The following is a 13,575-nucleotide window of genomic DNA, read 5'->3' as shown; positions in this document are numbered from 1 at the left end:
GAAGAGGGAGAAACACCCTCCGAGGACAATTTAAGAGAAGCCAGACAGGTTCTTGAATCACTACAGCTGGCTGAACTAGATAACTTCTTTCGAGAAGCCTGTCTACAAGTAAACAATGTTGAGCTAGATGACCTGATTGATGATACCACAGCAATAATTTATCCCATCGTGCTACCAGACCGTATTGAAATTATCGTAAGTTTTGCTAAAACAATATCTCGGCACGTTACGTATATCACTGAAACAGAACTAGATAATACTATCGGTACATGGAAGTCAGGTGCTCTAGATCCAATTTCTGATATACCAGAGCCAGGAACAGAAGCTGGATCTTTAAGCAATTTTAGACAATCGTCGCAACGGCTTTATGAGTGGCTTATCGCTCCCTTGGAAACTAGTTTAAATCGAGCTGGCATTGACACGTTAGTTTTTGTTTTAGATGGCAATCTACGTAACATCTCTATGTCGGCCCTCTATGATGGTCAGCATTATCTAGTTGAAAAGTATGCGGTTGCTCTCACACCTGGTCTGCAGCTATTGGATCCTAAACCTATAGCTCGCGGGAAGATAGCAGCATTCTTAGCAGGTATCTCTGAAGCACAACAGGGTTTTATTGGTCTAGATGGTGTGACAACTGAGCTAGCCAATATCAAAAAAATTGTTCCTAGCAATACTTTACTAAACGAACAAGTTACTAACGAAGCCTTGGAACAGGGTATTGCAACATCATCAGCTCCGATTGTTCATATTGCTACCCACGGTCAGTTTGGAGAAAATTCTGACAGTACGTTTATTGTTACTTGGGGCAATAAACTCAAGGTTGACCGCCTAAGCCAGCTGTTACAAACCAGCGAACTCAGTCGTAGAAGCGAGCTAGAGCTACTGATTCTCAGTGCATGTAAAACTGCTGCAGGTAGTAACCGAGCTGTACTAGGACTAGCAGGTGTGGCCACCCGTTCCGGCGCACGTAGCACCTTAGCTACTCTCTGGCCGGTAAATGATACTAGCACTACTGAGTTAATGAGCGAGTTTTATCGACAGTTGCTCAACGCAGATTTTAATAAAGCAAAAGCACTTCAGCAGGCTCAGCTAGCAGTACTACGTAACCCTAACACTAGCCATCCACACTTTTGGTCTCCATTCATTTTGTTGGGTAATTGGCTCTAAAATATTAAGTTAGGATAAATAGGCGATGAAATTGATTGAAGATTGGTTTCTCAATATACAAAGTGGTTTTATTCCCAAACTATCCATTGTTGGTATACTGGCGGTAGCCCGTTTGCTAGGGCTGCTGCAGCCCATGGAATGGAAGGTCTGGGATGTTATCATGCGCGGACGACCAGCTGAAATACCCGACCAGCGGATAACGATTGTTACTATCACAGAAGATGATATCCAGCAGTCTCTCAACTATCCAATTCCTGATCATGCCCTGGCAGAGCTGATTGAAGTCATTCAAACCTACGATCCTCGTGTAATCGGCTTAGATATATTCCGAAATTTTCCAGTCGGTGAAGGCTATGAAATGTTAGCTGAAACTTTTGCATCCTCAGAGAATCTGATTGGTATCAATAAAGTTACTGGTAAAAGCGTTGCTGCTCCTAAATCGTTGCCACTTGAGCGAGTAGGATTTGCAGATATAGTTGCAGACGCGGACGGTATAATACGGCGTAGTATCTTGGGTGGACCTGATAGCGAAGGGAAATTTCAATACTCATTTGCTGTCCGTGTTTCTGAGGCATACTTGGCTCAAGAAGATTTTTTCTTAGAGAATGGCATTCATGATTCTAGGACAATGCGCTTTGGTGATGCAGAGGTTCCCCGGTTTCACTCAAGTACTGGAGGCTATGCCTGGACTAACGATGCTGGCATTCAAACATTACTCCACTTCCGAGCAGGAAAAACACCGTTTGCTACAGTTACCTACGGAGATTTATTAGCAGACAATGTTGCTCCTGATGTGTTGCGAGACCGCGTTGTGCTAGTAGGCTATCAGGCGGAGAGTGCTAAGGATTTGGTAACCGTTGCAGCCTTACCAGGGGTAAACCCAAGTGAAGTACCTGGTATTGTTCTACAAGCTCATGCCATTAGCCAAATTGTTAGCGCAACCCTGGATAACAGAGCCTTTTTGAGAACTTTACCGAGCAGTGTAGAATATATTCTGTTAGTCTTAGCGGGCAGTGTTGGACTAAGTCTGGCTGCTAGTCGCCTTAAGCCATACATGCACACATTAGTGGTAATTATCGGCAGTGGGGGACTGGGGCTAATATTTTATGCGGCTATCTTAACCGGCTGGTGGCTACCGCTCGTGCCAGTAGGAGCTGCCTTCGCCGTGACAGCCGTAGTGATGTATCCCGTCTATCAGATGCAGGCCCAGCTCGAATCCGAGCTAGGCCAGCGTGAGCAGCTAATTAACTGGACCTTTGGGACCATTCACAACGGTCCGCTACAAACTCTGGCCAGACTGCTCAAAGAATGGCCAGATAATAGCCATACTCCAGACTATGAAAAAAATGAGCTTAAAGAACTAAATATAGAACTACGAGCCTTGTACGATATGATGCGCCAAGAGATGCTGATGCCTGAAGGGCAGCTGGCCTTAAGTCAGCAGCGGGTTATCAACCTCGATATGCCGCTGATAGAGCTGCTAGATGAGGTTTATCGGACTACTGCCAGACGTCGGCAAGACTTTTTTGGCGGCTTATTACACATTACTGATTTTCAGGATATTGAAGATAGTTTTTTAGCTCCCCGCCAAAAGCGGGAACTAGGCCGTTTTTTAGAAGAGGCATTACTTAACGTTTGCAAGTACGCGACTGGCACGACTCGACTAAAGATTACCTGTCGGCCAGAGGGCAGCGATAATATTATTCGTGTAGTTGATAATGGCCAGGGCAATGCAGTCTCATCGGATCGAGAAGGCTATGGCACTCAACAGGCCAAGCAGCTAGCTCGTAAGCTAGGTGGAAAATTTAATCGTAGCGCTGTGATACCCAAAGGAACCCAGTGTGAGCTGCGCTGGCCAATTAATAAACAACGATGGCCTAGCTGGGCTAGCCTACGATGGTTCAAGCCCCGAACCTTAATTATTTAAAGGAGCAAAGACTGTAGCATATTTGAACTTTGCAGAAAACGGTAAAGGTGATTGCTCATTTCGTCACTATAGATGACTGGTTTCAGTGATGTTCCAGTCAGTAATTTTACCTAATATTACAGACAAGCGACTCAGCGATAACAATATTGTGTAAACGATTTTATCATTTGTCATTGCTAACGTTACTTTCAGGGACATAAACCATGACTGCTCACACTGCATCAATTCTCTCCAAACTCACTCATACGACTAGTCTATGCTTGGGCTTACTAACTATGGCTCAAATCAGCACCCATGCATCAACTCATATATCTGAGGTATCTGAGCATTCGCTAGACCTGGTATCTATCGCTGATAATCATGCTGTTATAGATAACAGTGGAAATAATCATGACAGAAGGCGCTTCAGACCGACTGATGATACTCGGCCTATTCCACCTACGCCCCTAACAGCAGGAAGTCGGGGAGGAAGTTGTAATGTAGAGGAAGAACCTACTGAGTTTACAGCACTAGGTCCAAGGTCCATAGCAGAACTAACGACTCAAGTACGTCCAGAATTTAGCTGGTATGTATCTCCGTCAGAAGAAGGCGCGCAATTACAATTTAGACTGATGCAGATCGATGAAAATGGGCAATTGCTGAGTCTTGTAAATACTAAAAGTTTTATAGCTCAGGCTGGTTTTATGAGCTACCAACCACCGAGCGAAGCTACTCCTTTGGAAGTAGGAAAAGACTATCTTTGGCAAGTGGTCATCACGTGTAGCAGTGATGACCTGCTGATGAGTACGTTGCCAATTCGGGTGGTTACCCCTAGTGCTGAACTAACGGCTCAGCTATCGACAGCTACAACAAATGCAGAGCGAGCCATTATTTATGGCAGTGCCGGTCTATGGTATGACGCTTTGGCTCAGGTGATGTCGAGTACTGCCCCTGATGATAGAACAATCAGAGCTGGTCTGCTGCAAGATTTAGCAGTGGTAGAAGAGGAGGATAATCAAGAGATCAGTACTATACTGCTAGCCATCATAGAGCAGACAGATGATCGTTAGATAAACAATCTAGCTCTGTTGTTTCGACTGAGAGCAGCAGAGCTAGATTTGAGCTGATGCCGTCCTATACAGGACACAAATCGGCGTGGTTCAATGGAAAAACTACGTCATTTAGTGCATCATGCCAAATCAGTGGGACAACCTATTCAAAAATGCAGGGACTTGGAAAGGTAGCTTTACAAGACTGACTCCTGATGGCACAGAGCTGAGCGATGTTCCTTCCTGTTTGACCCTGGAGCCAACCAGTGCAGCCAGCGCCCGATTTCAGGTTACCCGCTACCCTGCAGACCAGCCTCCCCAAGAAACTAAAACAGAATTTGCCAGTATCAATCAAAGCAGCCTGTTTTGTGAGGATGGCTCTTTTACAAAAGGCTCAACCCAGTGGAGTCCCTTTTCCCAGTTTGGTACTGAATTTGGCTTGACCCTACCCAATGCGCGCTTCAGGCTGGTGCAGCTGTTTGCACCGGGCGGTGCCCTTTCCGAACTGGTGTTGATCCGGGAAACCCGTGAAGGCGAGCCTGAGGTAGTGCGACCCATGCTGTCTGTGGACCAGCTGCTGGGTACATGGCGCGGTCAAGCTATTACCTACCGTACAGACTGGTCCATTGCGGCCCCCACTGAAACAGAGCTAACTGTTTCGCAATCTTCCTCCAATACTATTTTGCAAACCTGGCGCGCTGGGGCTGCCACCGGTCAATCCCAGGCCAGACTAGAGGGTTCGCGGCTGATCTTTGAAAACACAGGCTACCAGCTCTTATGTTTGCCCAATGGTGGGTCATCCCTATGCCCCCAGACGATTCAACGCCAGACGGCTTTCCGATGCGAAGTTGGCTGGCTGATGACGTCCACTACTCGACTGCGACTGACTCGTGAATATCGAGCCGATGGTGGCTGGGCGCAGCAAACGTGGATCCAGGAAGAAAAGATAGCTTAAAAAGATTCTTCTAAAGAACGGTATTATGGGAAAAATCCTTAAGCAGCTAGAGCAGCTGGAATAACTATGGCGAGGAAACAGGGGTGAGAAAACAGGCGTTCTCTTTTTTGCGGACTATACCCACGTTGTTCTCTCGCTCAACTAGTGCTGCCCCGGTGGAAAAGCTAGTGGATGCGCCGCCAGGGGTACTTAACAATCTGGGGGAACAGGTTACAAAGTTGCCTACGCCTGAACCTTATCAGACGACTATCCAATCGGCTTTAGTGCAGGCGTTACAAGACTGGCAAGCCAATCCTGAATTTGAAAATAACAGTCTGGTGGTTTTAGGACGACCGGTGGAAGAGATTGGTCCTATTCTCAAAGCTAGCCTCCACCAAGAATTTCCTGACTGTGAGGTGCATTTTTTTTTAGGTGGCTACCAGCGCCCTGCCGATCCGTTAGCGGTGCCGGGACACCTCAAGCAGAACTTAGACTCTGATCAAGAGACCCCAAACGACATTGTCACACCGGTAACGCAGGCGGATCTGGACCGCCACGTACCGACCATCATGGTGGTGTCTAGTCTGGAGCAATGCTTTTTGCGCTGTATTCAAGGGTGGGAGGGGATTGAATATTTGCAAACTCTGAGTACCCAGGATCCGTCGCGGTTTTGGGTATTTGGCTGTAATCACTGGGCTTGGGCGTTTCTTGAACGGGTGTGCCAGGTAAGTGCCTATTTTGAACAGGTGATTGCGCTGCCCAAGCTATCGGGAGCAGAGTTAAAAGCTTGGTTAATGCCGTTACTAGAGGCGAATCTAGAGACCCAATCAGCCGGACCCATGGTTCAAATTGCAGACGCTAGTGATGGCTACTGGAATAGTTTGGCGAGTACAACCGATGGGCTGGCCAGTACGGCGGCTCAGGTGTGGCTCAAGTCATTGCAAATTCGGGCTGAGGCTTTGACGGAGGATGGGGCGGTGGCAGATGAGACTGATTTGATTGAGCTGTTGCCGACTAAACCGATGCTGCCAGGGATGATGACTCTGGAGCCGATGGATCGGTATTTGCTTCATTCTCTATTGATTCATCGAGAAATGACGCGATCGCACTTAGCCATTAGTCTGGGCGAGGCAGAACGGAATATCCAATCTCGGCTGCAGGTTTTACGTCGTGAAGGCATTATCCGCCAGCAAGGCCGTCGGTTTAGCGTGCATCCGGCCTACTATCCCAGGCTCTACAGCGAATTGGGAAATAACAACTTTTTAATCGGGAAGGCATAGGGAGGACACTATGGCTAGGAGAGTTAGGAGGGTTAGGAGGGGTGCGATCGCAACCACCGTCACAGTCTGGATCGTGTCATGGGCTGTGGCCTTGATGGCAAGCAGCACGGCCATGGCTCAAGTCACAGAGGCATCAGCCCTCGACCCATGGTTTAACGACATCGATCTGTGGGTGATTTTACAAGCCTGTTTTGCCAGCATCGTCGCCTATGGTCTGCTATTACTGATTCGCATCACCGCCAATGCCCTCTCAGAAAATGTGCCCCGCCGCTTTAGGCTGATCATTAAACAGTCGGTGCCCTTTCTCAAAGGGATAGTCCTCATTTTTACGATTGGCTATTTACTCAAACTCTTTGTTAACCTGACCGGACGTAATCTGATTGCCCTGACCGGCACCATTGCCGTTGCCCTGGGATTTGCCTTTAAGGACTATGCCAGTTCCATCATTGCCGGTGTGGTCAATCTGTTTGAAGGGCCGTTTCGCATGGGCGATCGGGTGCAAATTGGCGAGCACTATGGCGAGGTTATAGACTATGGCCTGCGGGGGCTCCTGCTCCAAACCCCCGATGATAATGCCGTCACCATTCCCCACAGCCTCACCTGGACCAGCCCGATCTCCAATGCTAACAGCGGTCAGCTCGAAGCCCAGGTCATGACCGAATTTTACTTCGCCCACGAGGCCGATACCGAGCTAGCGGTCGAAATCCTATACCAGGCCGCCTACAGCAGCCGTTACACCCAGCTCAAACTACCGGTGAGGGTGATTGTCTCAGAGGAGACCTGGGCTACCCATTTAAAACTCAGGGCCTATCCCATGGATGCTCGAGATGAATTTATCTACAAAACGGATCTGATTTTGCGGATCAAAAAAGCCTGCGCTCGACATCATATTCCCTATCCTAGATCGCCTGCAGAAGATGAGCTGTGAGGCGGGAAAAAATTGCCTGAGATAGAGCATTTCCATGGGCCGTCCCATCAGGCTTGGGCACCTCCGGGAAATTACTGAAGCATCAATCTCAGTGGCTGCATTACCCTAGGAAGTTGCTTTTGCGATTGGGCGATACTAGGCGATATTCTTATGGGAAATGCGATTGAATCCTCCAGCCCGGATACTTTTTTCGTAGTTAGCATTGGGGCTTCTGCTGGCGGACTACGCGCCCTTGAGGAATATTTTGAGAATATGCCCAGCGATAGCGGCGCCGCCTTTGTCGTAGTTCAACATCTATCGCCCGACTATAAGAGTTTGATGAGTGAGCTGCTCAAGCATCGCACCAATATGGACGTACAGCAGGTCACAGAACAGGTATCCCTCACTCCGAACACTGTTTTTTTGATCCCACCGGGTCAAAATATGGTGCTTGAAAACGACCACTTTCACCTGATGCCGCAAGATCGAGGTCAGGGTCGTCAGCCCAACTTTCCCATTGATCGTTTTTTTCAATCACTCTCCACAGAAGTCAGAGAGCATACCATTAGCATTATTCTGTCGGGGACCGGGAGCGATGGTTCACGCGGTATCCAGGAAATTGCTGAAATGGGAGGTATTGTTCTGGCCCAGGACCCGGCTACGGCTGAGTTTGACGGTATGCCCCAGAGTGCGATCGCAACCGGTGTGGTCGATCTGGTCTTGGCACCTAACGAGCTGGCCCAGGCGACCCACCAATTTGTCACATCACCCCACGATCTCCAGGCATTTCGAGATGATCAGCAAAATCGGCTGGCCCCGCTGCAGCTGCAGCGAATTGTCAATATTGTCGAACAATATGAAAACATTGACTTTACCCACTACAAACCCAGCACGGTGACGCGACGCATTGAGCGCCGTTGTTTAATTGCAGGTTACCGAGATTTAGACAGCTATATCCATCGATTGGAAACCTCAGAAGAGGAACGTGGTGCCCTCCGTAATGATTTATTGATCACCGTTACCCGTTTCTTTCGCGATGGAGAAGCCTGGCGACTCTTAGAAGAAAGCATTTTACCTGAGCTAATTCAAAGACTTGGACCTAAACAAACCCTACGCATCTGGATCACAGCCTGTGCTACCGGTGAAGAAGCTTACTCCATGGCCATATTACTCAGGGAACTCTTAGATAAACGAACATCCTCCATCGACGCTAAAATTTTTGCGACAGATATTGACCAAGTAGCGTTAAGTAAAGCGTCCTCAGGGGTTTATCCCGCATCCATTGTGAATGAATTGGGTGAAGAGCGACTTAATCGCTTTTTTACGCCCAAGGATGATAGCTCTTTTGAAGTCTCTCGATCGCTGCGAGAGATGATTATTTTTGCCAGCCATAATTTGGCAAAAGATGCTGGGTTTACCCATATGGATTTGGTCACCTGTCGCAATGTGTTGATTTATATGCAACCTGAGCTGCAAGATCAGGTGTTGAGAAACCTCCACTTTGCCTTAAAAGCCAAGGGTGTCCTTTTCCTCGGTGAATCAGAAACGTTGGGGAAAATTGAAGATGAGTTTATCCCCCTACACCGTAAGTGGAAAATTTATCAAAAAGTGAGAGATGTTAAATTACCGTTGGCAACTCAGTCCGTAGCGGCTCTGAACCTCAAGCAGCTGCGGTCTTATCCGGCTGTTGCCGCCCCGCCCCCTCGTTTTGACCCACTGCTAGAAGCCGCCTTCAAGACGCTCTTAACCCAAGAGAAAACAACCTGCCTGCTCAGCGACCGCCAAAATCAGCTGCTTTATGTCTGTGGTGATGCGCTCAATCTACTCACCGTGCCCAGTGGTCGCAGCTCCAGAGATCTGATCCAGATGCTGCCCCAGTCTTTACAGTTACCCCTCAGCACGGCGTTACATCGTGTTCGTCAAGGACGCGAAAACAGTGTGCGATACAGTGGTTGTCAGATTACAGATGCGAATCGTGATGATTTAACGGTAACCCTGGAGATAAGCCAGCAGGCGGCTAATCGCAAGACGAGCGAGTTTTACCTGGTGGCCATTACCCAGGAACGTCTGGCCAAAATTGCCCAGCTGCCAACGCAATTTGAAGCTGATACCGATACGGCTCAATATGTTTTGCAGCTAGAAGAGGAGCTACACCGCACGCGAGAAAATCTCCAGGCCACCATTGAAGAACTGGAGACGACTAACGAAGAACAACAGGCGACCAACGAAGAACTGATTGCCTCCAATGAAGAACTCCAAAGTACTAATGAAGAGCTGCAATCCGTCAACGAAGAACTCTACACGGTCAATGCGGAGTACCAGTCTAAAATTCAGGAGCTGATTCAGCTGAATAACGATCTCGATAACCTGCTGGGCAATATCGAGGTTGGGGTCATTTTCTTGGACAATGAGCTGCGAATTCGTAAATTTACCCCTGCCGCCACCGTGGCCTGCAATTTGGTGGATGCAGACTTGCATCGACCCATCGGGCATCTATCCCACAATTTAGAGAATTTTGATCTTCTCGATTGTCTAGAGCAGGCTAACCAGCAGAGACATACGGTTGAACGAGAAGTTCAAGTCAAACGTCAGGGACCTTACTTGCTGATGCGAGTTTATCCTTACCTAAACGAAAACAAGACCGTTGATGGTTTGATTCTCACATTTGTCAATATTGACGAGATTAAACGCGCCCAGCTGCGGTTAGCGGCGGCAGAAATCCGGCTGAGTCAGGCTAACGAAAGCCTTGAAGAGGACGTTAAAAATCGTACAGCTGAATTAGAAGCCAGTCAGCATTTTCTTGAGTCGATCAACCAGGCCACACCCAATAATGTTTATATCTATGATCTGATAGAAAAATGTAATGTTTATTGTAATCGTCCCCTAGAGGAGACGCTGGGCTACACACCAGAAGAGTTACAGGCGATGGAGGCTGGTATACATACATCTCTGTTTCACCCCGAGGATCTAGACAAGGTGGCGGCCTATCATCAGTCTATTGCTGAATCCACGGTGACCGACAGCTCCGGGGATATTTTTAAGATTGAATACCGGGTACGCCATGCCGATGGCGCATGGCACTGGTTATATAGTCAAGATATTATCTATCAGCGGAACGCTGATGGTCATCCCACCCAGCTGTTGGGTACGGCTGTTGACATTAGCGATCGCAAACAGGCCGAAGCCAATCTCCAAGAAAGCGAGACTCGCTATCGCAGCCTGTATCAAAACACCCCTGCCATGCTACATTCCATCAACAGTGTGGGTGAGCTGCTCGATGTTAGCGATCGCTGGCTGCAAACCTTTGGCTATGAACGTAGTGAGGTCATCGGACGTAAATCCTTAGAATTTTTGACCCCAGAGTCCCGACAGCATGCTCAGGCTATCCTGTCCGACTACTATCAAACAGGCGTGTGTACTGATGTGCCCTATCAGTGGGTATGTAAGGACGGTAGTATCCGGGATGTTTTGCTGTCAGCCACCGCCGCCCAGGACGACTCAGGTAATTTTTTGCGCTCTCTAGCGGTGCTAGTGGATGTCACAGAACATAAAAAAGCCCGGACTGAGCTGACCCGTTACCGAGAGCACCTAGAAGACTTAGTCAAAGAGCGGGCCGCTCAGCTGCAAGCAGCCAACCGCTATCTCCAGGCAGAAGTCCTAGAACGTCAGCAAGCTGAACAGGAATTAGCCAAACGAGCCCAGGCCCTGGAGCAGTCCAATGCAGATTTAGAACAGTTTGCCTATGTCATTTCCCATGACCTCCAAGAACCGCTGCGAGCTATGACCGTTTTTTCACAACTGCTGGCCGGAGAGTACGGCCAGCACCTGGATGCAGCTGCCAATGATTACATCCAACATATTGTCGATGGTGGTGTGCGGATGCATGGATTAATCAATGGTATTTTGGCCTTTTCTCGCGCCACACATGCAGAGAGTACCTTTGAAACAATGGAGCTAGAGCTGGGTTTGATGATAGCGATAGAAAACCTCAGCTCTGCCATTAACGACGCCCAAGCAATCGTAACCTACGATGCTCTCCCCACCCTCAGCATCGATCAAAATCAGATTATTCAACTGTTTCAAAACCTGATCGGCAATGCCATCAAATTTCGCAGTGCCGAGCGCCCTTGCATTCATATCTCAGCTCAGCGTCAGTCGGCTAGCTGGTGTTTTGGTGTTCAAGATAACGGGATTGGCATTGCCAAGGAACAACAAGAAAGAACCTTTGCCCTATTTCAGCGACTGCACACCCGCCAAGAGCTAGATGGCTATGGCATTGGTTTAGCGATTTGCAAGAAAATTGTAGAGCGTCACCACGGCCACATCTGGGTAGACTCAGACCCTGGAAACGGCACCACCTTTTATTTCACGCTAGCTGGGGTTCCAGACCCCAGCCTACCAGCCCCCGATCGGTCAAACTCTGATGACTGATGGCTGGGGCCGTCTATGCCGTCTGCAATTGCGCTGTTTCTAGCCAAAAATCATGAAGCCGCTGAACCATCAGCCGATAGTCTTCAAAGATAATGGGTTTGGCAATATAGGCATTGGCATGGAGTTGATAGCTCTTGCCAATGTCAACCATTCTTGAAGAGCTAGAAAAGACAATGGCTGGAATACATTGCCATTGGGGATTTTCTTTGAGTTCACGGAGCATTTCATGGCCCGATTTCCGAGGTAAATTAAGATCCAGCAAAATCAGCTGAGGTAAACTCATGCTGTCATCAAGGGCAATCTGTTCTAAAAAGTCAATTGCTTCGACGCCATCCTGGACAATGTGAATCTGTCCGGAGTAGCCAATGCTTCTAAAGGCCGCCATTAAGATAGTCGCATCCGTCGGCGAGTCTTCTACTAGGAGAATATTACAGGTCATTATGGGTGTCGTATCCACGGGTCCCATGGGAAGGCATCATTCCCATGGGTAAAACTCTTAAACGATACCGGGGGCTATCAGTCAGGATTTCGTATATCCTCAAAGACCCAGTTTTTCATTCATTCTATTAATCAGCAACACCTTAAGTCGCACAATATTCGTGGTGTGATGCTTAGCGCCTAAATGCTCTTCAAAAAGCGTTAGCGCTTCTTGGTAAAGAAACTTAGCCTTTTTATAGCGGCCCTGGTTGTCATATGCTGTAGCTAGCTGATAGACGTTGAGAGTCACATCGAAATGGGTATTTCCCCACAGCCATTTGCGCATCATCAGCGTTCCTTCTAAAAGGGGAGCGGCTTCGCTATAGCGGTCTTCCTCAAGATAGAGATCCGCTAGACTAGACATGATGCCGATAGCAACAGCATGAAGCGCCGTTTGAGCAAATTCTTCCTGCTGTGGTGGAGGACTCGCTACTTTGGCACGGATAGTCATATCCGTTTGAGAACCGGCAATCCGATAAACGACTCCATCTGCATTCCAGAGTGCTGTACCTCGGGTGAGCACCCAGAGATAGTCACCATTGTTGTGTCGAATGCGATATTCGCAGTGAAACTGTTGCTGACGACAGGTAATGTAGTCCTGAAACTTTTGCTCAAAGTTCTCTCGATCTTCTGGATGGATCCGAGATAGCCATTCTTCTGGGCTGTTGCTGATGTAATTATCCGGAAGCCCCAACAAAGCCTGCCACTGGGGCGAGTAGTAAACACGATCATTGACTAAATCCCAATCCCAAATGCCATCATTAGCCCCCTGAGCAACTAAAGCATAGCGTTCTTGGCTAGATTCCATCTTTTGCATGGATTCTGCCCGTTTTATGGCGTATTTCAACCGTTGAATCAATAAATTGCCAACGTCCACATAGCCCAATTTTGACAATCGTAGGGGAGAAAATGTTTCTGACTTGACAACATAATCCTGTGCCCCCTCATGCAGGGCCGCTTCAGCAATGGTTTGGTCTTGAAGACCTGTCAGGACGACGATGGGCGTCTGGGGAGCTAGCTGTTTTAATTGCTTAATTAGGTGTAACCCCTCACCATCGGGAAGATGCAGATCGAGCAAAACAATATCGAAGGCTGTTGTCTCCAACATAGTCAAGGCTTCGTCAAATCGTCCGACATGGTGTAAGTTAGGCTTTTCAGAATTTGACGAGCTGACAATTGCTTTGACCAGCTGAGCGTCTGAGGGACTATCTTCGACCAATAGTGCATCCATGGTTGATTTCATGTTTAGACCGGGCAGAAAAAATGCTGTAAATCTTCTTTAAATGAAGAGGTTGAAGTAATTATTAGATATCGACTTTACTGAACAACAGGAAATAATTAAATAAATCTAAAAATTTCCCTTGCCTATAGACTGCCCGCCCCATAAGAACTCATCTGTGGGAAAAAAGACTGAAATTTGTTGT

At 47.9% G+C, this 13,575-nt stretch carries 9 protein-coding genes; 7 read left to right on the top strand and 2 right to left on the bottom strand.

The genetic code is table 11. The annotated features are described in order from the left end of the window. From IQ260_RS17045 to IQ260_RS17015, 7 genes are all read left to right on the top strand, one after another. A partial coding sequence (locus tag IQ260_RS17045) for a CHAT domain-containing protein (protein WP_193994313.1) occupies positions 1-1,167 on the top strand: 1,167 nt, incomplete at its 5' end. A 25-nt stretch (positions 1,168-1,192) separates the two neighbouring features. Next, a complete protein-coding gene (locus IQ260_RS17040; RefSeq protein ID WP_193994312.1) occupies positions 1,193-3,094 on the top strand; it encodes a sensor histidine kinase in 1,902 nt (633 codons plus the stop codon). Positions 3,095-3,297: 203 nt separating this feature from the next. Continuing rightward, complete coding sequence (locus IQ260_RS17035; RefSeq protein WP_193994311.1) at positions 3,298-4,143, top strand: DUF928 domain-containing protein; 846 nt, start codon at positions 3,298-3,300, stop codon at positions 4,141-4,143. Between the two features lie 121 nt (positions 4,144-4,264). Next, entirely contained in the window at positions 4,265-5,077 is an 813-nt protein-coding gene (locus tag IQ260_RS17030; RefSeq protein ID WP_193994310.1) for a DUF3598 family protein, read from the top strand. A 125-nt stretch (positions 5,078-5,202) separates the two neighbouring features. Beyond that, entirely contained in the window at positions 5,203-6,336 is a 1,134-nt protein-coding gene (locus tag IQ260_RS17025) for a helix-turn-helix domain-containing protein (protein ID WP_193994309.1), read from the top strand. A gap of 10 nt (positions 6,337-6,346) precedes the next feature. Then, a complete protein-coding gene (locus IQ260_RS17020) occupies positions 6,347-7,264 on the top strand; it encodes a mechanosensitive ion channel family protein (protein ID WP_193994308.1) in 918 nt (305 codons plus the stop codon). 150 nt (positions 7,265-7,414) lie between these two features. Next, entirely contained in the window at positions 7,415-11,674 is a 4,260-nt protein-coding gene (locus IQ260_RS17015) for a CheR family methyltransferase (RefSeq protein WP_193994307.1), read from the top strand. 13 nt (positions 11,675-11,687) lie between these two features. On the opposite strand, the gene IQ260_RS17010 is transcribed toward IQ260_RS17015, so the two are convergent. Both IQ260_RS17010 and IQ260_RS17005 read right to left on the bottom strand, forming a co-directional pair. Further along, positions 11,688-12,113, bottom strand: coding sequence for a response regulator (locus IQ260_RS17010; RefSeq protein WP_193994306.1), 426 nt, complete (start codon positions 12,111-12,113; stop codon positions 11,688-11,690). Between the two features lie 99 nt (positions 12,114-12,212). Then, positions 12,213-13,394, bottom strand: coding sequence for a PAS domain-containing protein (locus IQ260_RS17005; protein ID WP_193994305.1), 1,182 nt, complete (start codon positions 13,392-13,394; stop codon positions 12,213-12,215). Positions 13,395-13,575 lie beyond the last annotated feature (181 nt).

This window comes from Leptolyngbya cf. ectocarpi LEGE 11479 (genome assembly GCF_015207065.1).
Lineage (GTDB): Bacteria > Cyanobacteriota > Cyanobacteriia > Phormidesmidales > Phormidesmidaceae > Leptothoe > Leptothoe ectocarpi.
Note: the sequence above shows the minus strand (reverse complement) of the source record. Positions and strands in the feature narration are given on the sequence as shown.

Bases quoted from the DNA above. Each gene is read 5' to 3' on its own strand.
- IQ260_RS17040 (WP_193994312.1), top strand. From the start codon at position 1,193: ATGAAATTGATTGAAGATTGGTTTCTCAATATACAAAGTGGTTTTATT.
- IQ260_RS17035 (WP_193994311.1), top strand. From the start codon at position 3,298: ATGACTGCTCACACTGCATCAATTCTCTCCAAACTCACTCATACGACT.
- IQ260_RS17030 (WP_193994310.1), top strand. From the start codon at position 4,265: ATGCCAAATCAGTGGGACAACCTATTCAAAAATGCAGGGACTTGGAAA.
- IQ260_RS17020 (WP_193994308.1), top strand. From the start codon at position 6,347: ATGGCTAGGAGAGTTAGGAGGGTTAGGAGGGGTGCGATCGCAACCACC.
- IQ260_RS17015 (WP_193994307.1), top strand. From the start codon at position 7,415: ATGGGAAATGCGATTGAATCCTCCAGCCCGGATACTTTTTTCGTAGTT.
- IQ260_RS17010 (WP_193994306.1), bottom strand. From the start codon at position 12,113: ATGACCTGTAATATTCTCCTAGTAGAAGACTCGCCGACGGATGCGACT.
- IQ260_RS17005 (WP_193994305.1), bottom strand. From the start codon at position 13,394: ATGAAATCAACCATGGATGCACTATTGGTCGAAGATAGTCCCTCAGAC.